This is a genomic window from Streptomyces sp. CB01373, assembly GCF_002803075.1.
Lineage (GTDB): Bacteria > Actinomycetota > Actinomycetes > Streptomycetales > Streptomycetaceae > Streptomyces.
In genome coordinates this window covers 236,433-256,269 of sequence record NZ_NNBK01000004.1, presented here as the reverse complement: position 1 = coordinate 256,269, position 19,837 = coordinate 236,433, and the positions used below count along the sequence as shown (strand labels likewise).

Here is a 19,837-nt window from a genome sequence, read left to right as displayed (position 1 = left end):
GGTCTCTCCTGACTGCAGGTGGGGTGCGGCGCCATACCTGGAGCGCGCGCATGACTGGGATCGTACCGACCCCGGGCCTTCTACCGCGAAACGATTACGCACGGTCCACGATCGGTCGCGGACATGCCCGTCAGTCGCGGTCGTCCCCGCCGCACATCTCCTCGAAGTAGTCGAGATCCTCCTGCAGAGACTTCAGCAGCCGGTCGCGCTCCTCGTCGTCCACCTCCACGGGCACGACGCCGGAGGCGCCGGTGAGCCGGCGGAAGCCGCCGCGGCTCTCCAGCCGCCCGAGCACCCGCACGGGCAGTCCGACGAGGTGGGCGTGCCCGGCGACTCGGTAGTCCTCCTCGTCCAGGGTCACGCGCACGTACGGCACTTCGGCGCCCGCGAGCACCCGAAGCCGCACGGTGCCCTCGCCGCGCGGGTGCGCTCTGCGCATCCGCACCACGGTGCCGGTGATCCGGGTGAGCACCGACGGTTCGGCGCGCAGATAGCGGGCGCCGGCCTCGCGCAGTACGGGCAGGTCGCCCGGCGAGAACTCGACGGCCTCGGCGGCGGCCGCGCAGTCCTCGGGCACACCCGCCGCGGGCGCCCACTCCACGGCGACGCGCGCGCCCTCGGTGCCGCGGACGAGGGCGACGACGGCCTCGGTGAGTTCACGGCTGGCGCCCGCGCGGACGGCACCGTCGAAGGCGTCCATGGCGCCGGTGGCCCGCCGGTAGTCGACGGCCTCGCGGACGGCGTACAGGGCCTGGTGGAGGCGGACGGCAAGAGGCCTGCCGGGGTCGACGGGAACGAAGGCGGTCAGGCCGCGGCCGTCGGCGGCTGAGCCGACGAGAACGTGGTCCAGGGAGGTGGCGGCCGAGCGCCGGTGGCGGGCGCCGTGGTAGCCGGCACGCGCACGTGTGGCGAGCGCGGCGGCGAGCAGCATCTGGCGGGCGGCGCCGCGCAGCCGTTCCTCGTCGGTCCAGCCGGCGGCGTCGGCCGGGCCCTCGGGCACGTCCCGCCACCAGCGGATCTCGTCGCTGGGAAGGGTGAGGGCAATCAGTACCTCGCGCGCGGAGGGCGTGCCGCTGCGGGCGAGGGCGTCAAGGGCCTCGCCGAGCAGGTCGTCGCTGTCGGGGAGGGCGCGGTTCTCGGGTACCAGCAGGCTGGTGCCGGTGCCGCCGGGCCCGGGTGGGGTCCAGCGGCCGTAGCGGCCGACGGCGCCGCCACGGCGCTGCCAGCCGTGCCGGTGGAGCAGGGTCCCGAGGACGGCGGGGTCGACGTCGGAGGGGGCGGGGAGACGGCCGCGGTGGGCGTCGGCGGGGTACGGCCGTACCGGTCGCAGGGGCTCGTCGAGGGGGCGGTGCGTCATGGTCTGCCTCCCGTTCCGACCCGCGTCATGATCTCGCACAGGGCCCGGTCGTCGAAGATGCGCGAGGTCGGGATCCGCACGGTGGTGCGGTGCCGGCCGGTGAGGGGGTGGCCGGCGAGGTTGACCCAGTAGCAGCAGTGCCGGAGGTCGAGCCGGTCGTGGCCGGCGCGCAGCCACTGGTCCTGCGACCGGGGCACGATCATCACGACGAGGATCTTGTGCACCGTGACCGGGGTGCGGGCGAGCTTGGCCAGGTGGGCGTTGTCGAGCGTGAAGGAGAAGAACCGGCCCGGGGGGTTGGGCGGTAGCTGGTAGGTGCACTTCAGCTGCACCTTGATGGTCACCTCGTCGTCGACGGTGTGTCCGGGGGCGCTGTGGCTGACGTGCCAGTCGATGCCGTTGTCGGGAAAGGGCTGGGACAGTGAGCAGCCGGCCGCCGCGGCGACCGCGTGCAGATAGCCCACCTGGAGTGTCTCCATGCAGGCGGTGGTGGCGAGTGTGCCCCGTGGGGCGCTCGCGCGCTCGGGCAGCAGCCCGCCCCGCTCGGGCTGTGCCATCACCATGGCGACCAACAGCCTTCCGTGCTTGGTGTATCCCCGCTGCGGACCCGTGAACTGCAAAGACCCGCACTCCTGTTGTCTCCTTCCGGCGTACGGCGCAAACAGCCCGGGTATCACCAAACGGGCAGCGGGCGGACGCGGCGGACGACGCGTCAGCTGCCCTCGTGGACCGAGGAGTTGTTGGCCTATGACGAGCTGGTACGAGGGGCCTCTGGCCGCCTTCGACACGGAGACGACGGGCGTCGACGTGGAGACCGACCGCATCGTGTCGGCCGCCCTCGTCGTCCAGGACGCCCCGGGCTTCCGGCCGCGGGTGCACCGCTGGCTGGTGAACCCGGGCGTGCCGGTGCCGGAGGCGGCGAGGGCGGTGCACGGGCTGACCGACGAGCATCTCCAGCTGAACGGGCGCTGGCCGGCGCCGGTGATGTACGAGATGGCCGAGGAACTGGCGGAGCAGGCCGCGTTGGGCCGCCCGCTGGTGGTGATGAACGCGCCGTTCGATCTGACGCTGCTGGACAGGGAGTTGCGCCGCCATCGGGCCTCGTCGCTGGAGCGCTGGTTCGAGGCGTCGCCGCTGCGGGTGCTGGATCCGCGGGTGCTGGACAAGCATCTCGACCGCTACCGCAAGGGCAGGCGCACGCTCACCGACCTGTGCGCGCATTACGACGTGGCTCTTCAGGACGCGCACGACGCGGCGGCGGACGCCCTGGCCGCGCTGGAGGTGGTCCGCTCGCTGGGCCGTCGCTTCGCGGCCCGCCTCGAGCGGCTGACCCCGGCGGAACTGCATACGCTGCAGACGGGTTGGCACGCGGCTCAGGCCCGCGGCCTGCAGGCGTGGTTCGCGCGCAGTGGGACGGAGGAGACGGTGGACCCGTCGTGGCCGCTGCGTCCGGAACTGCCGGCGGCGGCCGCCTGAGGATGAGAAAAGGCCGGTCCGCGTGTGCGGACCGGCCTTACCCGGTGGGCGATACTGGGTTCGAACCAGTGACCTCTTCGGTGTGAACGAAGCGCTCTCCCACTGAGCTAATCGCCCGGGAACGCACTGAACCATACAGGCCCGCGGGGTGTTCGTTCAAACCGCTTCCAGGCGGGCGGCCAGTCCGCGCCGGCCTGCCCGCATCATCAGCCGGTGGTTCGCGCGGAAGAGGGGCCGGCCGGGCACGGCGAACCGTCTGAGCAGCGGTTTGCGGACGTCGACGACCTGGTCGTAGACGGCGAGGGTGCCGGTGCCGTGCGCGGTGAGCGTCCAGCGCGCCCAGCCGTCGACGTCCCCGGTGAGCACGGCCTCCAGGACTCCGGCGGCCGGGTCCCGGCGCACCTCGCGTGCGGTGAAGGTCAGGTCGTAGGGCAGGAGGGAGCGGATCCGGACGACGCCGGCCGTCGGGCCGGTGCGGGTCACCTCGCGCACCTGCCGCCACCAGCTCGGGTAGTCCTCGATCCGTTCCAGCGCCCGGTAGACGGCGTCGGCCGGCGCGGGGAGGGTCCACCGGGTGCGGAAGCGGTAGTGGGTCCAGTCCATGGGACGAGTGTGACGTGAACGGCGGCCGGTCCGGACCTCTCCTTCCGTACCCGTGAAGAAAGGTGACGGTGTTTTGGAAATAGGTCCGTGGATTTCCGCCGGAGACCGCTTCCGGAACTTCTCCCGGAATGGGGGACGGTCCTGGAAGTCGGCCTTACTCCTTGATCCTCGAATACTTCATCAGGAAGAACGGGTCGGGCCGGTCCACTTCTACGGCGCGTTCGCCGGCGCTCCGCTCACAGGTAACGGATCGTCACCGCGCCCTCCCCTGCCCCGCGCATACGACGGCGGCCCGTCCGCTTGATCGCAGACGGGCCGCCGGTTCCGGGTGGGCGATACTGGGTTCGAACCAGTGACCTCTTCGGTGTGAACGAAGCGCTCTCCCACTGAGCTAATCGCCCGGGCACAGGGAGAACATTACCGCATGTCAGGGGTGCCCGGGACCATGGTCCGGCGAGCGCCCGGCCCGCGTGTGCCGAGCTCAGCGGCCTCAGCGGCCGACGGCCCTCCAGGGCGGCACCGTGCCGAACCTCCACAGGTACACCCCGGCCAGCGCGGCGACGATCACCAGGCCGATCACGGTCAGCGCGATGTTGCGGCGGCGCACTCTGGGGTCGAGCGCCTGCTGGGCCGCCTCGGTGACCTTGCGCTTGGTCCAGCGCAGCGCGAGCTGGGCCCAGACGAACTCGGTGGCCCAGATCGCCATGCCGCCGAAGATCACCAGCCAGCCGGGGCCGGGCAGCGGGAGCATGACGATCCCGGCGATCACGACCAGGAGTCCGGCGACGAAGATCGCGGCCTGCCAGCTCAGGAGCAGCACGCGGTGTGACCGGACGAACGCGGGAGCCCGCGAGCCCAGCCCCCGCCGGTCACGCCCCTCGTCCGCCTCCGCCTCGGCCTTCGCTCGTCCGGGCGCCTTGGCGGGGCGGTCCGGTTCGTCACTCCGCGTATTCATACGCTGCCACCGTACCGGACGAGAATCCGGTCACCGCAATGGGCGTACCGTACGAAGACACCCTCGGCCGGAAGAGTTACGTAAAGCCAAGCAAAACACTCAGAGGGGTTTACAACGGCACCGTAGGTGGCATGTCGATTTCGCCGACGTGCGAATCCCCGAGCGCACACTGAGCGAAAGGCCCTGGCGCTTATGAACACCACGGTCAGCTGCGAGCTGCACCTGCGCCTCGTTGTATCGAGCGAGTCCTCTCTGCCTGTCCCCGCAGGCCTGCGGTACGACACGGCCGACCCCTACGCCGTGCACGCCACCTTCCACACCGGAGCCGAGGAGACCGTCGAGTGGGTGTTCGCCCGCGACCTCCTCGCCGAGGGTCTTCACCGGCCCACGGGCACCGGAGACGTCCGTGTCTGGCCGTCCCGCAGCCATGGCCAGGGCGTCGTGTGCATCGCCCTGAGCTCTCCGGAGGGCGAGGCCCTGCTCGAGGCCCCGGCGCGGGCCCTGGAGTCCTTCCTGAAGCGAACGGACGCAGCCGTGCCCCCGGGCACGGAACACCGGCATTTCGATCTGGATCAGGAGCTGTCGCACATCCTCGCGGAGAGTTAGGCCCGTCGAGGCCCTTCAAGCTGCCCGTTGCCGTCCACTCGGGGAGACGGCTCGGGCCAGGACAACCGCATACGCGAGCACACCGGTACCGGTCTCCCGCGGGGGCCGGTGCCGGTGTGCGCGCGTGGCCGCGGCTGCGTCGTGCGCTGCTCGGGGGCGCGTGGAGCCACTACCATCGGCCTGCATCGGCGGGCGTGTGCCCGATGCCCAGGCCAGGGAGCGAAACGTGCTGATCACCCACGACACCCGGTGCGCGCTGGACACCGTGGTGGATCTGGTGAACACCGCACCGGAGGACGAAGCGGCGCCGGACGGGCTGGCGGACGTCGCGGCGCTCGGGGAATTCGTCCGCAATCACAGGATGAGCGACGTGGGGGTGCTGTCCGAGTTCGATCTCTCCGCGGTGCGCAGGATCCGTGGCCGGTTCGCGGGGATCTTCGCGGCCTCCGACTGCCGGACCGCGGCGGGCATGATCAACGAGCTGGTGGCCGCCGCGGGCACCACGCCCCGGCTGACGGACCACGACGGGTACGACTGGCACGTCCACTACTTCGCGCCCGGCGCCTCCGTGGCCGACCACCTGGCCGCCGACTGCGGAATGGCGCTGGCGTTCTTCGTGGTGGCCGGGGAGCGGGAGCGGCTGCGGCGCTGCGAGGCTCCCGACTGCCGGCGTGCCTTCGTCGATCTGTCCCGTAACCGCTCGCGGCGGTACTGCGACAGCCGTACGTGCGGCAATCGCCTGCATGTGGCCGCCTACCGGGCTCGCCGCAAGGAGGCGGCCGGCTGAGCGGAGAGCCGGACGACGGACCGGCCGGGGCCGTCGGTCACCGGGCCACCGTCGATGGTTGTCGTGGTCCCCGGCGGGTGGCGCCGGGGACCCACGCGTACGGCTCACAGCAACAGCAGGTCGTGCAACGAAGCCATGAGCAGCAGACACCCGATCACCGCAAGGAAGATCATCAGCGGCGGCTGGGAAAGGGCGAAGAGACATCCGCGCGGCTCGTCCTGAGGGGGCGCGGACTCTCTCTGTGTCGTGTCCACCATCTCGGGGCGATGATGACGCAGCCGCCGAGCGGTACGCGATCAACACACCAGGAATGTGCGGGAGTCAGCCGTACTCCGTGATCTTCGGTCCGCTTCGGCGCGGACCGTGATCACTTGCGCGTCCACCCGTGATCACCGTCAGATGCCGTGCTTCTTCAGGATCGCCTCGATGTCGCTGAAGTCGTCGTCGCCCCCGGACGCCGCCCGCTTCGCGGCGGGCCTGCCGGCCGGGCGGGCGGCCTGTCCCGGTCCCAGCGAGGGCGCCGACGCCGCCGGGGCCACCGCGCTCCGCTCCGCGCCCCGGGCCGCCTCCTTGCGCTCCTTGCGTGTGCCGCCGCGGCGGCGCTCCACCGCCCGGGTCGACGCGAAGAGCAGCCAGGCGGCGCCGAGCAGGCCGAAGCCCGCCCAGGCGGTCGGGCTGAAGGCGGTGCCGGCGAGCCAGCCGACGACGCCGGTCATCGCCAGGGCGACCGGGATCAGGGAGTAGGCGGCGACACGGGCCGCGGCGAGGAAGCGCCGCCGGTAGGCCGTCACCGCGGCGATGCCCAGGCCGGCCGCGGAAACGGCGGAACATACGGTCTCGGCAATCATCCGGTCCTCCAGGCGGGCTCACCGGTCGGGGGGTTCGTCCCTTCCATCCTGCACCGCCCACCCGTGGGGAAGCCATGTTCCGAGCGGACTTCAGGGTGATCTCCGGGTCGTCTCCTCCGCTGGTCCCGGTGGGGCCACCACGTGTGATCCCGGTTGGGCCGCCCGCTTCGGGCCTGGAAGACTGTCCGCATGAGCGACTCCTCCTCCGCGCACGCCCCTGTCCCGGTTCTCGACGTCTGGTGCGAGCTGCAGTGCCCCGACTGCCGTACCGCGCTCGACGACCTGCGTGCCCTGCGCGCCCGGTACGGGGACCGGCTGGAGCTGCGGCTGCGGCACTTCCCGCTGGAGAAGCACCCGCACTCCTTCGCCGCCGCGCAGGCCGCGGAGGAGGCCGCCGAGCAGGGGCAGGGGTGGCCGTACGTGGAGGCGGTGCTGGGCCGGGTCGAGCGGCTGGCCCGCGAGGGCGAGCCCGTCCTGATCGAGGTGGCCCGTGAACTGGGCCTGGACGACGAGGAGTTCGACACCGCGCTGATCGACGGCCGGCACATCCTGATCGTCGACGCCGACCACGCCGAGGGCAAGGCGATCGGCGTGACCGGCACGCCGACGTACGTGGTGGGGGGCGAGCTCCTGGACGGCGGCAAGAGCCAGGAGGGGCTGCGCGAGCGCATCGAGGAGATCGTGGACCGGCTGCTGGCCGAGGCCGGGCAGGGGAGCTGACCGGCCCGTCCGTCCCCCGCTCCACGGGACGCCGAAGCGGTGTCTCAGAGCAGTTCCTTGTAGACGGCGCGCACCACGGGCCGGTAGCCGAGGGACTCGTACAGCCGCTCGGCCGGGGTGTTGCCCGCGAAGACGTTGAGGCCCAGGACGTGCCGGCCGGCGGCCAGTGCCTGGGCCTCGGCCAGCAGCATCAGGGAGCGGCCGTGGCCCCGGCCGCGGAAGCGCGCGTCGGCCTCGACGTCGTAGACGAAGGCCCGTTCCTCGGTGACCGCCACCCACAGGGTGCCGACCGGGGTGCCCTCGTGTTCCAGGACGCTGATCAGCATGCCCGGGGTGTCGGGGCCCTGGGGCAGCAGCCGGGCGTGGTCGTCCTCCGACTTGGCCCACGCCTCGTCGGCGGGCACTCCGCGGTCGGTCCAGCTCCGCGCGTAGGCGGCCTTGCCGTGTTCGAGCCAGGTCCCGTACTCGGCCGGGGTCATGGGCCTGCCCCGGCTGCCGGCGGGCAGTTCGGGGGCGTCGGCGCCGAGCTGCTTCTCCATGCCGCGGTTGCGTTCGACGTAGCCGAGCGCCGTGGCCAGCCGGACCGCGGCCTCGTCGTCGGCGGGCACGGAGGCCTCCATCCGCTTGCAGCCCCAGCCGCGTGCCACCTCCTCGGCGGCGAGCGCGGCCACCGTGCCCCGGCCCCGGCCGCGGTCCGGCTCGTCGATGTGCAGGCCGAGGACCCTGGCGACGGAGGGCCCGAAGACGGGGTGCGTGGCGAGGTGTATCGCGCCGACCGGGCGGCTGTTCACACACACCTGGTAGCGGCGTGAACGGGTGCCGTCGGCGTTCTGCTGCAGCGGCTCGGTCGGCCGCAGGGTCGTGGTCATCAGGGTTGTTCTACCCGCTGCGAGGCGGTGTGGCAGCCGATTATGTGCCGCCTCCGGGTCGGGGCGCTCCGTTGCCGGCTCCAGGGCGGCCCTAGGGGTCCAGGCGGTGGGTCGCGTGTTCGTCGAAGATCCGCATGGCCTTGGCGGTCACCGGGCCCGGGGCGCCGGGCAGTTCGCGGTCGTCGACGCGGTGGACGGCCTGGATGTCGCGCAGGGTGGAGGTGAGGAAGACCTCCTCGGCCCGGCTCAGGACGTCCAGCGGCAGGTCGGTCTCCTTCGCGCCCGTCCACTCGATCGTGAGGGCGCGTGTGATACCGGCGAGGCAGCCGGAGGCGAGCGGCGGGGTGTGGATCTCCCCGTCGAGGACGACGAAGACGTTGGAGCCGGTGCCCTCGCAGAGCCGTTCCACGGTGTTGCCGAACAGGGCCTCGGTGGCGCCGTGTTGGTGGGCGCGGGCGAGCGCGACGACGTTCTCGGCGTACGAGGTGGTCTTCAGGCCGGTGAGCGCGCCGCGCTCGTTGCGGGTCCAGGGCACCGTGACGACGGCGGTGGAGTCGGCGCGGCGGGTGGTCTCGCCGAGGGCGACCAGCAGGGTCGGACCCCGGTCGCCGCGGTCGGAGCCGAGGGGGCCGTGGCCTCCGGTGTAGGTGATGCGCAGCCGGCCCAGCGGCATCGGATTGGCTTCCAGCACGGCGGCGCAGGCGCGGCGCACCTCGTCGTGGTCGGGGTCGGGCAGGCCGAGGCCGCGGGCGGACCGGGTGAGCCGGTCCAGGTGGCGGGTGAGCGCGAACGGCCTTCCGTCGACCGCCTTCACCGTCTCGAAGATGCCGTCGCCCACGGTCAGTCCGTGGTCGAACGCGGAGACACGGGCGGACTCGAGGTCCCGCAGCGCTCCGTCGAGCCAAAGCTTCACTGGTCCTACCTCAGTCCCTCTCCACTTTCCTCATACGTGCCCGACGCTACCGCGAGCAGCCGGGCCGCCTTGAGCTCGGTCTCCCGCCACTCGCCCTCGGGGTCCGAGTCCCAGGTGATCCCGGCGCCGGCGCCGAAACGCAGGACGGGCGCGCCGTAGGCGCGGTCGATCCAGAAGGTGCGTATGCCGACGGCCAGCTCGCCCGTCCCGCGGTCGGCGTCGACCCAGCCGATGCCGCCGCAGTAGGGGCCGCGGGGGGCGGTCTCCAGGGCGTCGATGATCCGCAGGGCGCTCGACTTGGGGGCTCCGGTGATCGAGCCGGCCGGGAAGGCGGCGTCGAGCAGCTCGGGCCAGCCCGCGCCGTCGCACAGTTCGCCGCGGACCGTGGAGACCAGGTGGACCAGTCCGGGGTGCTTCTCGACGACGCAGAGGTCGGGGACGGTGACGCTGCCGGTGGCGCAGACGCGGCCGATGTCGTTGCGGACCAGGTCCACGATCATCACGTTCTCGGCGTAGTCCTTGGCCAGGAGTTCCGCCTCGGTGCGGGCGGTGCCCTTGATCGGGCCGGACTCGACCGTCCGGCCGTCGCGGCGCAGGAACAGCTCGGGGGACGCGGTGGCGATCTCCACCCCGTGCCCGGGCAGGCGAATCGTTCCGGCATACGGGGCCGGGTTGCCGCGGGCCAGTACGGCGGTCAGGGCGTCCACGTCGGCGTCGGGGGCCACCGGCGCGCCGAGGACGCGGCAGAGGTTCACCTGGTAGACCTCGCCGGCCGCGATGTGCTCGCGGATACGGCGAACGCCCGCCGTGTACGCGGTGCGGTCGAGGGAAGAGGTCCAGTCGCCGGCCGCCGGGCCGCGCCACCGGTCCGGGACGGGGGCGGGTACGGCCTCCTCCCGTACGTCACGGAAGCGGGCGCAGGTCAGCCGGCCCTCGTAGTCCGCGGCGACGGCCCAGAAACCGCTGGAGTCCAGGGCCGCGGGATCGCTGGTGACATCGGTCAGGCCGGTGGCGACACGGTCGCCGAAACGGGCAAGAGGTGGCAGGTCGAGCACGCCGTCGAGTCTAGGGCGGGCGCCGCTCCGGGCCGTCCGGGCGTGTCGTTCCGGGCCCCCGGCCGGGTCGCCGAGCGGACGCAGCGCAGCACGCTGCGCAAACGCGTTTTTGTGCTGGCCCGGGAATCCGCTAGAGTTCAACACGTCGCCGGGCCGCGCAAGCGGAACGAAACGACAGGCGGACGTAGCTCAGTTGGTAGAGCGCAACCTTGCCAAGGTTGAGGTCGCGAGTTCGAGCCTCGTCGTCCGCTCGTAGGAAGAGGGGACCTCCCGGGTCCTCCGTACTCCTGGTGGAGTGGCCGAGAGGCGAGGCAACGGCCTGCAAAGCCGTCTACACGGGTTCAAATCCCGTCTCCACCTCCAAGGACGATTAGCTCAGCGGGAGAGCGCTTCCCTGACACGGAAGAGGTCACTGGTTCAATCCCAGTATCGTCCACTGGATCTGCCGAAGATCCTCACCCGCGCGATTAGCTCAGCGGGAGAGCGCTTCCCTGACACGGAAGAGGTCACTGGTTCAATCCCAGTATCGCGCACAGGGCCCGTGGTCCCTATCCACGATGTTGGTCCCGAGGACGATTAGCTCAGCGGGAGAGCGCTTCCCTGACACGGAAGAGGTCACTGGTTCAATCCCAGTATCGTCCACACACCGGAAACCCCCGGCCGTCGCGTACGGCCGGGGGTTTCCTCGTTCCGGATGCCGGCGGCCGGGCCGCCCGGGAACAAAGCAATGCCGGCGCAGCTCCCCAGCTGCGCCGGCATTCTGCCGTCCGCCGCACCCCCGTCCCCACGGGGTTTCATGGGTGGGATGTCCCCGCCCGGACCGCTCTTCCGGGCCTGGGGTCGCCGCTCAGCGCCCCAGCATCACACCCACGGACGACGCCTGTGTGGCCACTGTGTTCCAGCCGTCGAAGACGAGCAGAAGCAGGGCCGCCAGGGGAAGGGCCATCAGCGTCGCCACCAGGGGGTGGCGGCGGCCCGTACGACGGGGGCGCGTGAGGCGCTCCTGGGTGCGGAGCAATGTCCGCGGTGCCGTCAGGGCCATGGTCCCTCTCCTGACCGTCTCGGTTGTCGTTGGCAGCGGCGGGTGCTTGACCTCGGGGGACGAGTGCCGCACCCGCCGCTCGACCTCAAATCTAGTTGCCCGGCGCATCCGGGACGTCATGCCCTCGTACCGATTGGGAGGCCTCCCGGAGGATGAGCCGTGAGCTGGGGACTACTCCGCTGGGTGGAGACGTGACTCCGGGCCTAGGGGTCTTCCCGGAGGGGTCGTCAGCGGCACCGCCGCCCTCACCGGACCGCCGGACGAGCGCCACCCGCTTTGCGTGACTTCGCTCACCTCGGCCGCTCCCCGGCGCGGGACCCGCTCCCCCCGTCGGCGGGGGCCGTCCGCCACCCGTACCCACCGCCTCCAGGGACCGGTCCAACCTCCTTCCGCCGACGGGGGGTTGGGACCTCGGAAGACCCCAAGGAGGGTCCTTCGGCGGTGCGTTGACCGGGCGTCAAATCCGGTGTCCCGCGCGGACAATCGATCGGGTCGAGAGGGCGCGGCCTCTGCGCGCGAGCGGTCCCGGATACGTAAGCTGAGGCTCGTCACAGGGACCGGGCAGCGGGGATGAACATGGCGATGATGCGCCTGAGGCGCGAGGACCCGCGCGTCGTCGGCTCGTTCAGGCTTCACCGACGGCTCGGCGCGGGCGGGATGGGCGTGGTCTACCTGGGCTCCGACCGGAAGGGCCAGCGAGTGGCGCTGAAGGTCATCCGGCCGGACCTGGCGGAGGATCAGGAGTTCCGCTCGCGGTTCGCGCGCGAGGTCTCGGCGGCGCGGCGGATCCGGGGCGGGTGCACGGCGCGGCTGGTGGCCGCGGACCTGGAGGCGGACCGGCCGTGGTTCGCCACGCAGTACGTGCCCGGGCCCTCATTGCACGACAAGGTGGCCGAAGAGGGCGCCCTGAGCGCGGCGGAGGCCGCGGCGGTCGGGGCCGCGCTGTCCGAGGGGCTGGTCGCCGTGCACGAGGCCGGGGTGGTGCACCGGGACCTCAAACCCTCCAACATCCTGCTGTCCCCCAAGGGGCCGCGGATCATCGACTTCGGCATCGCGTGGGCCACCGGTGCCTCCACGCTCACGCACGTGGGCACCGCGGTCGGCTCCCCGGGCTTCCTCGCCCCGGAACAGGTGCGCGGCGCTGCCGTCACCCCGGCCACCGACGTGTTCGCGCTGGGGGCGACGCTCGCGTACGCCTCCACGGGCGACTCGCCGTTCGGGCACGGCAGTTCCGAGGTGATGCTGTACCGCGTGGTGCACGAGGAGCCGCAGCTGAACGGGGTGCCGGACGCGCTCGCTCCGCTGGTCCGGGCGTGTCTGGCGAAGGACCCCGAGGAACGGCCCAGCACGCTGCAGTTGTCGCTGCGGCTGAAGGAGATCGCCGCGCGCGAGGCACAGGACCTGGGTGAGGCGCGGGCGCCCGCGCCGCGTGCCGCGGAGGCGGACCGGTCGACCGGTCCCCTGGTCGACAGCCACCCGGGGCGGCAGCGCCCCGGTCACACCGAGCAGGGGCGGGCCCGGCGGCGCCCGCCCGGCTCCTCCCCGGGCACTCCCGTCCCTCCGTCTCGGGGCGGCGCGTCGTCCCGCACGGGCGGCAAGTCCCGGGGCGGCGGTCCGCGCCCGGCGCCGCCGTCCCGGGGCGGTTCACGCTCGGGCACGGGCAGCCGTCCGGTACGGCGCGACGGCACCGGGCGGACGGGCCCGCGGGGCACGTCGAGCGGCCTGCGGCCCGCCAACCCGCGGCTGCTGCGGCAGCGTCTGGTCGTGTTCGTGGTGGTGACGCTCCTGGTCGCCCTCGGCATCGCGGCAGCACAGGGCTGCCAGGGACCCCCGCGGGGGCTGGGCGGCGACGGCGGCCGGGACCAGCGACCCGCACACGCGCGGGCGGCGGAGTCGCCCCCGCCGGGGCGCACGTAGGCGGCGGGAGCCGCCGGGGCGGCCGGACGACGGCCCCCGCTCGTCGGGCCGGACCTACTGCTGGGGGCGGCCTGTTGCCACCGCGTAGAAGGCGACCGCGGCCGCGGCGCCCACGTTCAGGGAGTCGACGCCGTGCGACATGGGGATGCGGACCCACTCGTCGGCGGCCTTCAAAGCCCGGGGGGACAGGCCGGCGCCCTCCGCGCCGAGCATCAGGGCGACCCGGTCCATGCGGTGCGGGGCGGCCTCGTCCAGCGTCTTGGCCCGGTCGTCGGGGGTGAGGGCGAGCAACGTGAAACCGGCCTCGCGCACCGGCTCCAGGCCGCCCGGCCAGGTGTCGAGACGGGCGTACGGCACGGAGAAGACCGCGCCCATGGAGACCTTCACGCTGCGGCGGTAGAGCGGGTCGGCGCAGTCCGGGGAGAGCAGGACGGCGTCCATGCCGAGGGCGGCGGCGGAACGGAAGATGGCGCCGATGTTGGTGTGGTCGTTGACGGACTCCATGACCGCGACCCGGCGGGCCGTCCGCAGCACCTCCGTCGCGGTGGGCAGCGGCTTGCGCTGCATGGAGGCGAGGGCGCCGCGGTGGACGTGGTAGCCGGTGACCCGTTCGGCGAGCTCCGGGCTCACCACGTAAACGGGTGCGGCGAGTTCGTCGATGACGTCACGCATGGCGTCGACCCACTTCGCCGACAGCAGCATCGAGCGCGTCTCGTACCCGGCGTCCCCGGCCCGGCGGATGACCTTCTCGCCCTCGGCGATGAAGAGGCCCTCGGCGGGCTCGCGCCTGCGGCGCAGCTCGACGTCGGTGAGGTCCGTGTAGTCGTGCAGGCGCGGGTCGTCGGGGTCCTCGACGGTGATGAGTTCGGCCACGGATGTCACTGCCTTGTCCTGGTGATGGGGCGGGCTGACGGGGTCACGTGTCGGTTCGCGGGCCCACCGCGACGACCTCGCCGATGATGATGACGGCCGGCGGCCTGACGTCCTGCGCGCGTACGGTCTCGGCGACCGTCGCGAGCGTGGCGTCGACCCGGCGCTGGGCGGCCGTCGTGCCCTCCTGGACCAGGGCCACCGGGGTGTCGGGGGACTTGCCGTGGGCCACGAGCGTCTCGGCGATCCGGCCGATCTTGTCGACGCCCATCAGGACGACGAGCGTGCCGGTGAGCGCGGCCAGGGACGGCCAGTCGACCAGGGAACGCTCGTCGTCGGGTGCCACGTGCCCGCTGACCACGGTGAACTCGTGGGCGACCCCGCGGTGGGTGACCGGGATGCCGGCCGCGCCCGGGACCGAGATGGAGCTGGAGATGCCCGGGACGACCGTGCAGGGAACGCCGGCCTCGGCGAGTGCCTGGACCTCCTCCATGCCCCGGCCGAAGACGTACGGGTCGCCGCCCTTGAGCCGGACCACGGACTTGCCCTGCTTGGCGTGCTCGACGAGGGCCTGGTTGATCGCCTCCTGGGCCATGAAGCGGCCGTAGGGGATCTTCGCGGCGTCGATCACCTCGACGTGCGGCGGGAGTTCGGCGAGAAGGTCGCGCGGGCCCAGCCGGTCGGCTATGACGACGTCGGCCTCGGCGAGCAGCCGGCGGCCGCGGACCGTGATCAGGTCCGGGTCGCCGGGGCCGCCGCCGACCAGTGCGACGCCGGGGGTGCGGGTGCGGTGGTGCGGGGCGACGAGCGTGCCGTCGCGCAGGCCCTCCACGACCGCGTCGCGGATGGCCGCGGTGTGCCGGGGGTCGCGGCCGCGCGCGCTGGTGGTGAGCACCGCGACGGTGACGCCCTCGCTGTGGCCGGTGGCCGGGGTCCAGGCGGTCGCGGCGTCGGCGTCGTCGGAGCGGACGCACCACACGCGCAGGCGCTCCGCCTCGGCCGAGGCGCGCGTGTTGGCGTCGTGGTCGCCGGTGGCGATCAGGGCGTACCAGGCGTCGGCGAGGTCGCCGTCCTCGTAGGGCCGCCGCTTCCAGGCGATCTCGCCGGCGTCCGCCATCGCCTCCACGGAGGGGGTCGCCTCGGGCGACACGAGGACGATGTCCGCGCCCGCCGCGACGAGCGCCGGGAGGCGGCGCTGGGCGACCTGCCCGCCGCCGAGGACGACCACACGGCGGCCGGTCAGGCGGAGGCCTACGGGGTAGGCGGGGTGTTCGGCCATGGGGCGAGCTCCTCTTGCGGCGGCGGTGCGGTAGCCCTGACGTGCGGATTTTACGCGGTCGGGTGGTGCGGCGGACCGGGCGTCCGGTGGTTGGGCTGCCGGACCGGGGGGTGGGACGTGGGCCGCGGCTACCGGACCGGCATGGCCGGGTGCGGGACGTGGCCCGTGGACACAGCCTCGGCAGGGCCGAGTGCGGGCCCGGGGCACCACCCCGGCACGGCCGCGGGTCCGGTACGGGACCCCACCACGGCACGGCCGGGTACTGGTCACGCGTACCGCCCCGACACGGCCGGGTACGGGCCCACGGGCACCATCGCGGCAGGGCCGGGTGCGGCGGTGGGCAGCGCCCCGGCGCGGTGGTGGTCGGACCGTGGGTGCGTCCGTTCACCACCGTGCCGCGCGGTCGCGGAATCGTGGATTCCGCGTGGGCTACTTCTCCGTGACTCCGGCCGAGTCGAACGTCGCCACCTCGTGCATCGCCCGGGCCGTGCTCTGCACCAGCGGCAGGGCGAGCAGCGCGCCCGTGCCCTCGCCGAGGCGCAGGTCGAGGTCGACCAGGGGGCGCAGACCGAGCTTGTTGAGGGCGGCGACGTGGCCCGGTTCGGCGCTGCGGTGGCCGGCGATGCAGGCCGCCAGCACCTCGGGGGCGATGGCGCGGGCCACCAGGGCGGCGGCTCCGGCGCTGACGCCGTCCAGGATGACCGGCGTGCGCAGGGAGGCGCCGCCCAGCAGCAGACCGACCATGGCCGCGTGCTCGAAGCCGCCGATCGCGGCGAGTACGCCGATGGGGTCGGCCGGGTCCGGCTGGTGCAGTTCCAGCACGCGGCGGACCACGTCGGTCTTGCGGGCCAGGGTCTCGTCGTTGATGCCCGTGCCCCGGCCGGTGACCTCGGCGGGCTCGGCGCCCGTGAAGACGGAGATGAGGGCGGCGGACGCCGTGGTGTTGGCGATGCCCATCTCACCGGTGAGGAGCGCCTTGTTCCCGGCCGCCACCAGGTCGCGGGCGGTCTCGATGCCCACCTCGATGGCCTGTTTGGCCTCCTCGCGGGTCATCGCGGGACCGGCGCTCATGTCGGAGGTACCGGCGCGGACCTTGCGGGGCACCAGCCCAGGCGTGGCCGGGAGGTCGGCGGCGACACCCACGTCGACGACGCAGACCTCGGCGCCCACCTGGGCGGCGAAGGCGTTGCAGACCGCTCCCCCGCCGAGGAAGTTGGCCACCATCTGGGCGGTGACCTCCTGCGGCCAGGGGGTGACGCCCTGGGCGTGCACGCCGTGGTCGCCGGCGAAGACCGCGACGGCCGCGGGCTCGGGGATCGGCGGCGGGCACTGGCGGGACAGGCCGCAGAGCTGCGCGGAGATGATCTCCAGCATGCCGAGCGCGCCGGCCGGCTTGGTCATCCGCTTCTGCCGCTCCCAGGCCTCGCCGAGCGCCTTGGCGTCCAGCGGGCGGATCTGCGCGACGGTCTCGGCGAGCAGGTCGTGCGGGTCCTCGCCCGGCAGGGCGCGACGGCCGTACGTCTCCTCGTGCACGACCCAGGACAGCGGGCGGCGCTTGGACCAGCCCGCCTGCATCAGCTCGGGCTCGTCCGGGAACTCGTCGACGTAGCCCACGCACAGGTAGGCGACGACCTCCAGGTGCTCGGGCAGGCCGAGCACGCGGACCATCTCGCGCTCGTCGAAGAAGCTGACCCAGCCGACGCCGAGGCCCTCGGCGCGGGCCGCGAGCCAGAGGTTCTCGACCGCGAGCGCGGAGGAGTACGGCGCCATCTGCGGCTGGGTGTGGCGGCCCAGGGTGTGCCGGCCGCCGCGGGTCGGGTCGGCGGTGACGACGATGTTCACGGGAGTCTCGAGGATGGCCTCGATCTTCATTTCCTTGAACTGCTTCGCCCGGCCCTTGGGCAGCGACTTGGCGTACGCGTCGCGCTGGCGCACCGCCAGCTCGTGCATCGCCTGGCGGGTTTCGGCGGAGCGGATGACGACGAAGTCCCAGGGCTGCGAGTGGCCCACGGACGGTGCCGTGTGGGCGGCCTCCAGGACGCGCCGCAGCACCTCGTGCGGGATGGGGTCGGGGCGGAAGCCGTTGCGGATGTCGCGGCGCTCGCGCATCACCCTGAGCACGGCCTCGCGCTCGGCCTCGTCGTAGCCGGGCGCGGCCGGGCCGGTGGGCCTCGGTGCCTCCGCCTCCTCGGCCGCGTTCTCCTCCCGGATCTCCTCCGGGTCGGAGCCGTGGGTGTCCAGGTCGTCCGCGTGCTGGACGGCCTCGGGCGCGGGCTCCTCGCCGGACGCGGCGGGGGCGTCGCCGTCGCGCGGCGCGGGGACCGTGACGACGGGCTCCTCGGGGGCGAGCTGGTCCGCCGGGACGGCGATGGGGTGTGGCGGGGTCGGGGCCAGGTGCGGCGCGGTGGGCACCGACCCCTCGACGGGCACGAACTCTCCGAGAGTCTGGCCGGGTCGGGGCTGAAGCGGGACGCCGGGGTGAAGGTGCGCGCCCTCGGTGTGCTCGCCCGGGGCCGGGTCCGCGGGCGTCGTCGCGTCCGGCTCGGCGGGCTGGGGCCCGGCCGTCTCGGGGGCGACGGCCGGGACGGCGGCGTCGACGGGCCGGGGAGCGTCCGCGTCCTGGGCAGCGGCGTCCGCGATGTGATCCGCGGCAGGGACGGCGGCAGCGTCGGCCACGACCTGAGGGCCGGCCTCCGCGGCCGCGGGCGCCTCCGGCTGCTCCGTGACGGGGACGGGCGTGGCGGTGGCCTCGGCGGGGGCCGCCGGGACGGGCGTGGCGTCGGGAGCGTCGGCTGCCTGAGCAGGCGACTGGGGGGCCTCGGCCGGTCCGCCTGCCGCCACGGGGACGTCGGCGGTGTCGCCCGTGTTTGCCGGCGCCTGCACGGCCTCGGCCGGCGCGGTCTGCTCGGCGGCGGCTTCCAGGGCGTGGACGGGCGCGGGCTCGGCCTGCGCGCCCTCGGGGCCGGTTCCGGTCGTGTGCGTCGTCTCGGCGGCGGCCACGGCGTGGGCGGGTCCACCCGCCGACGCCGTCTCGGCAGCGCCTCCGGGAGCCTCGCCGTTCTGGGGCACCTGCACGCCCTCCGCCACCTGCGCGGCGTCCGGAGCGTGCGCGGGCTCGGCGGCGGCGCCCGGCGCCATCCCGGCCACCGGAACAGGGACACCGGCAACGACGCCTGCGCCCTCGGGCCCCGGTCCGGCCTCGGGCATCTGCCCACCGTCCGGCACCTGGCCCGCGTCCGGGGCGACCGCGGCAACGGCAGCCTCCGGCCCGGACTCCCCGGCCGGCACCTGACCCGCATCCGCGACAACCCCTGCGACGGCGCCCTCGGGCAGGGCTGACCCGCCCTCAGGCACAGCGACACCGGCGCCCTCCGGCTGCGGCACCTGAGCCGCACCCGCGACAACCCCGGCCACGGCGCCCTCGGGCAGGGCTGACCCGCCCTCAGGCACAGCGACACCGGCGCCCTCCGGCTGCGGCACCTGAGCCGCACCCGCGACAACCCCGGCCACAGCGCCCTCGGGCAGGGACGACCCGCCCTCAGGCACAGCGACACCGGCACCCTCCGGCTGCGGCACCTGAGCCGCACCCGCGACAACCCCGGCCACAGCGCCCTCGGGCAGGGACGACCCACCGTCAGGCATGGCGACACCGGCACCCTCCGACTCCGGCACCGCACTCGGCACCTGACCCGCGGGAACACCCCCGGCCACGGCACCCACGGGCAGGGCTGACCCACCCTCAGGCGCACCGGCGTCCTCCAGCTGCGGTCTCGCCTCCGGCGTCGGACCACCGGTCGGGACCTGGCCGGTCGGCACGCTCAGGCCGTCCGCGGGAGCGTGGCTCGTGTCCGGGACGTACGGGGCCGCGCCGACCGGCTGCGGTCCCTGGCCCGGGGCGACCGGAGAGGCCACCGCGGTCGGCTGGGCGCCCCAGGGCGCGGCGCCCTGCGGGGCCATTTCGCGCGCCTGCGGGACGTCGAGGTACTCGGGGCCTGCCGCGGGGGGGCCGGGCCGGCGGAGCGGCGCGTCCGCGGGGCCGCGGTCGGCCAGGGAGCGGACCGGGCTCGCGGAGGCGTCGGGAATCGGCGGGCCGAGGTGCAGTGGCCGGCGCGGGGGCACGGCCGCGGGGATCCCGGCCGGCGGCGTGGCCGTCGGGTCGGGGTGCCGAACGCCGCCGAGGTCGACGGAGCCGGTGTCGCGGCCGGCCGTCTCGTGCGGGCCCGGCTGGTGGACGGCTTCGAGGACCGGCTCCGGGGCGGGCGGGGACACTTCGTTGCCCCATGCTCCGTGGGAGCCCGGCAGCAGCAGGTCTTCGTCCCTGGCGGGAGCCTCGGAGAGGTAGGCGTACGCACCGTGCGCGGGAACGCCCGGCTGTTCCACCATGCCTGCGCTCTCCGGCAGTCCCTCGCCCGGGACCTGGCCGGTGTCGGTCATGCGTACCCCTCGCCCATCAGTTTCGTGCTCCTACGACCAGCTCACCCGGAACGGCGCACCGACCGCCCCCAGTGAAGAACGAGCGTCCGCGCCGTGCGGCACGAAC

The 19,837-nt window shown here is 73.7% G+C and carries 18 protein-coding genes and 7 tRNA genes; 10 read left to right on the top strand and 15 right to left on the bottom strand.

Annotated elements, in window-relative coordinates; translation table 11 throughout:
• Positions 1-130 precede the first annotated feature (130 nt).
• Both CG719_RS08205 and CG719_RS08200 read right to left on the bottom strand, forming a co-directional pair.
• Positions 131-1,357 carry a hypothetical protein gene (locus CG719_RS08205; protein WP_100567840.1) on the bottom strand — a complete coding sequence of 409 codons (1,227 nt, stop codon included), beginning with the start codon at positions 1,355-1,357 and terminating at the stop codon, positions 131-133.
• Positions 1,354-1,920: a DUF4365 domain-containing protein gene (locus CG719_RS08200; RefSeq protein ID WP_100567979.1), complete on the bottom strand. Its 567-nt coding sequence runs from the start codon at positions 1,918-1,920 to the stop codon at positions 1,354-1,356. Before CG719_RS08200 ends, CG719_RS08205 begins: the two co-directional genes overlap by 4 nt.
• A gap of 184 nt (positions 1,921-2,104) precedes the next feature.
• Here CG719_RS08200 and CG719_RS08195 point away from each other — a divergent pair, with 184 nt between their 5' ends.
• On the top strand, positions 2,105-2,833 hold the full coding sequence (locus tag CG719_RS08195) for a 3'-5' exonuclease (RefSeq protein WP_100567839.1): 729 nt from the start codon (positions 2,105-2,107) through the stop codon (positions 2,831-2,833).
• Between the two features lie 45 nt (positions 2,834-2,878).
• Here CG719_RS08195 and CG719_RS08190 read toward each other — a convergent pair.
• The 4 genes from CG719_RS08190 to CG719_RS08175 form a co-directional block, all read right to left on the bottom strand.
• Positions 2,879-2,950, bottom strand: a tRNA-Val gene (locus CG719_RS08190).
• Between the two features lie 39 nt (positions 2,951-2,989).
• The gene (locus CG719_RS08185) at positions 2,990-3,436 is read right to left on the bottom strand and encodes an SRPBCC family protein (protein ID WP_100567838.1); all 447 of its coding nucleotides are present in this window, start codon (positions 3,434-3,436) and stop codon (positions 2,990-2,992) included.
• 329 nt (positions 3,437-3,765) lie between these two features.
• A tRNA-Val gene (locus CG719_RS08180) sits at positions 3,766-3,837 on the bottom strand.
• A gap of 89 nt (positions 3,838-3,926) precedes the next feature.
• The gene (locus tag CG719_RS08175; protein WP_100567837.1) at positions 3,927-4,391 is read right to left on the bottom strand and encodes a TIGR02611 family protein; all 465 of its coding nucleotides are present in this window, start codon (positions 4,389-4,391) and stop codon (positions 3,927-3,929) included.
• Positions 4,392-4,583: 192 nt separating this feature from the next.
• Between CG719_RS08175 and CG719_RS08170 the strand changes: the two genes are divergently transcribed.
• Together CG719_RS08170 and CG719_RS08165 are read left to right on the top strand one after the other, a co-directional pair.
• The gene (locus CG719_RS08170; RefSeq protein ID WP_004002642.1) at positions 4,584-4,997 is read left to right on the top strand and encodes an SsgA family sporulation/cell division regulator; all 414 of its coding nucleotides are present in this window, start codon (positions 4,584-4,586) and stop codon (positions 4,995-4,997) included.
• Between the two features lie 226 nt (positions 4,998-5,223).
• Positions 5,224-5,784, top strand: coding sequence for a CGNR zinc finger domain-containing protein (locus tag CG719_RS08165; protein WP_100567836.1), 561 nt, complete (start codon positions 5,224-5,226; stop codon positions 5,782-5,784).
• Between the two features lie 104 nt (positions 5,785-5,888).
• Here the strand turns inward: CG719_RS08165 and CG719_RS35785 are convergent, their stop codons facing one another.
• Entirely contained in the window at positions 5,889-6,041 is a 153-nt protein-coding gene (locus CG719_RS35785) for a hypothetical protein (RefSeq protein ID WP_199836559.1), read from the bottom strand.
• 138 nt (positions 6,042-6,179) lie between these two features.
• The gene (locus CG719_RS08160; RefSeq protein ID WP_100567835.1) at positions 6,180-6,632 is read right to left on the bottom strand and encodes a hypothetical protein; all 453 of its coding nucleotides are present in this window, start codon (positions 6,630-6,632) and stop codon (positions 6,180-6,182) included.
• 189 nt (positions 6,633-6,821) lie between these two features.
• Between CG719_RS08160 and CG719_RS08155 the strand changes: the two genes are divergently transcribed.
• Entirely contained in the window at positions 6,822-7,352 is a 531-nt protein-coding gene (locus CG719_RS08155) for a DsbA family protein (RefSeq protein ID WP_100567834.1), read from the top strand.
• Positions 7,353-7,396: 44 nt separating this feature from the next.
• On the opposite strand, the gene CG719_RS08150 is transcribed toward CG719_RS08155, so the two are convergent.
• The 3 genes from CG719_RS08150 to CG719_RS08140 all read right to left on the bottom strand — a co-directional run bounded on the left by CG719_RS08150 (position 7,397) and on the right by CG719_RS08140 (position 10,189).
• Positions 7,397-8,221, bottom strand: a complete 825-nt coding sequence (locus tag CG719_RS08150) for a GNAT family N-acetyltransferase (protein WP_100567833.1) — start codon at positions 8,219-8,221, stop codon at positions 7,397-7,399.
• A 91-nt stretch (positions 8,222-8,312) separates the two neighbouring features.
• Positions 8,313-9,134: an aminotransferase class IV gene (locus CG719_RS08145; RefSeq protein WP_100567832.1), complete on the bottom strand. Its 822-nt coding sequence runs from the start codon at positions 9,132-9,134 to the stop codon at positions 8,313-8,315.
• Positions 9,135-9,139: 5 nt separating this feature from the next.
• Entirely contained in the window at positions 9,140-10,189 is a 1,050-nt protein-coding gene (locus tag CG719_RS08140) for a chorismate-binding protein (protein WP_100567831.1), read from the bottom strand.
• A gap of 178 nt (positions 10,190-10,367) precedes the next feature.
• On the opposite strand from CG719_RS08140, the gene CG719_RS08135 reads away from it, so the two are divergent.
• The 5 genes from CG719_RS08135 (at position 10,368) to CG719_RS08115 (ending at position 10,831) form a co-directional block, all read left to right on the top strand.
• A tRNA-Gly gene (locus tag CG719_RS08135) sits at positions 10,368-10,440 on the top strand.
• Positions 10,441-10,478: 38 nt separating this feature from the next.
• Positions 10,479-10,552, top strand: a tRNA-Cys gene (locus CG719_RS08130).
• A gap of 1 nt (position 10,553) precedes the next feature.
• Positions 10,554-10,625: transfer RNA gene (locus CG719_RS08125), tRNA-Val, on the top strand.
• Positions 10,626-10,650: 25 nt separating this feature from the next.
• Positions 10,651-10,722, top strand: a tRNA-Val gene (locus tag CG719_RS08120).
• Between the two features lie 37 nt (positions 10,723-10,759).
• Positions 10,760-10,831, top strand: a tRNA-Val gene (locus tag CG719_RS08115).
• 205 nt (positions 10,832-11,036) lie between these two features.
• Here the strand turns inward: CG719_RS08115 and CG719_RS08110 are convergent.
• The gene (locus CG719_RS08110) at positions 11,037-11,231 is read right to left on the bottom strand and encodes a hypothetical protein (RefSeq protein WP_100567830.1); all 195 of its coding nucleotides are present in this window, start codon (positions 11,229-11,231) and stop codon (positions 11,037-11,039) included.
• A 570-nt stretch (positions 11,232-11,801) separates the two neighbouring features.
• Here CG719_RS08110 and CG719_RS08105 point away from each other — a divergent pair.
• On the top strand, positions 11,802-13,148 hold the full coding sequence (locus CG719_RS08105; RefSeq protein ID WP_100567829.1) for a serine/threonine-protein kinase: 1,347 nt from the start codon (positions 11,802-11,804) through the stop codon (positions 13,146-13,148).
• A 54-nt stretch (positions 13,149-13,202) separates the two neighbouring features.
• Here the strand turns inward: CG719_RS08105 and CG719_RS08100 are convergent, their stop codons facing one another.
• The 3 genes from CG719_RS08100 to cobT all read right to left on the bottom strand — a co-directional run bounded on the left by CG719_RS08100 (position 13,203) and on the right by cobT (position 19,731).
• Entirely contained in the window at positions 13,203-14,021 is an 819-nt protein-coding gene (locus CG719_RS08100; protein ID WP_100567978.1) for a TrmH family RNA methyltransferase, read from the bottom strand.
• 43 nt (positions 14,022-14,064) lie between these two features.
• Entirely contained in the window at positions 14,065-15,297 is a 1,233-nt protein-coding gene (cobA, locus tag CG719_RS08095; protein WP_100567828.1) for a uroporphyrinogen-III C-methyltransferase, read from the bottom strand.
• Between the two features lie 429 nt (positions 15,298-15,726).
• Positions 15,727-19,731 (bottom strand): nicotinate-nucleotide--dimethylbenzimidazole phosphoribosyltransferase, encoded by a 4,005-nt coding sequence (gene cobT / locus CG719_RS08090; RefSeq protein ID WP_100567827.1) that lies wholly within the window; start codon positions 19,729-19,731, stop codon positions 15,727-15,729.
• Positions 19,732-19,837 lie beyond the last annotated feature (106 nt).

Coding starts and splice junctions, on each gene's coding strand:
- CG719_RS08205 (WP_100567840.1), bottom strand. CDS start 1,357: ATGACGCACCGCCCCCTCGACGAGCCCCTGCGACCGGTACGGCCGTAC.
- CG719_RS08200 (WP_100567979.1), bottom strand. CDS start 1,920: ATGGTGATGGCACAGCCCGAGCGGGGCGGGCTGCTGCCCGAGCGCGCG.
- CG719_RS08195 (WP_100567839.1), top strand. CDS start 2,105: ATGACGAGCTGGTACGAGGGGCCTCTGGCCGCCTTCGACACGGAGACG.
- CG719_RS08185 (WP_100567838.1), bottom strand. CDS start 3,436: ATGGACTGGACCCACTACCGCTTCCGCACCCGGTGGACCCTCCCCGCG.
- CG719_RS08175 (WP_100567837.1), bottom strand. CDS start 4,391: ATGAATACGCGGAGTGACGAACCGGACCGCCCCGCCAAGGCGCCCGGA.
- CG719_RS08170 (WP_004002642.1), top strand. CDS start 4,584: ATGAACACCACGGTCAGCTGCGAGCTGCACCTGCGCCTCGTTGTATCG.
- CG719_RS35785 (WP_199836559.1), bottom strand. CDS start 6,041: ATGGTGGACACGACACAGAGAGAGTCCGCGCCCCCTCAGGACGAGCCG.
- CG719_RS08160 (WP_100567835.1), bottom strand. CDS start 6,632: ATGATTGCCGAGACCGTATGTTCCGCCGTTTCCGCGGCCGGCCTGGGC.
- CG719_RS08155 (WP_100567834.1), top strand. CDS start 6,822: ATGAGCGACTCCTCCTCCGCGCACGCCCCTGTCCCGGTTCTCGACGTC.
- CG719_RS08150 (WP_100567833.1), bottom strand. CDS start 8,221: ATGACCACGACCCTGCGGCCGACCGAGCCGCTGCAGCAGAACGCCGAC.
- CG719_RS08110 (WP_100567830.1), bottom strand. CDS start 11,231: ATGGCCCTGACGGCACCGCGGACATTGCTCCGCACCCAGGAGCGCCTC.
- CG719_RS08105 (WP_100567829.1), top strand. CDS start 11,802: ATGAACATGGCGATGATGCGCCTGAGGCGCGAGGACCCGCGCGTCGTC.
- cobA (WP_100567828.1), bottom strand. CDS start 15,297: ATGGCCGAACACCCCGCCTACCCCGTAGGCCTCCGCCTGACCGGCCGC.
- cobT (WP_100567827.1), bottom strand. CDS start 19,731: ATGACCGACACCGGCCAGGTCCCGGGCGAGGGACTGCCGGAGAGCGCA.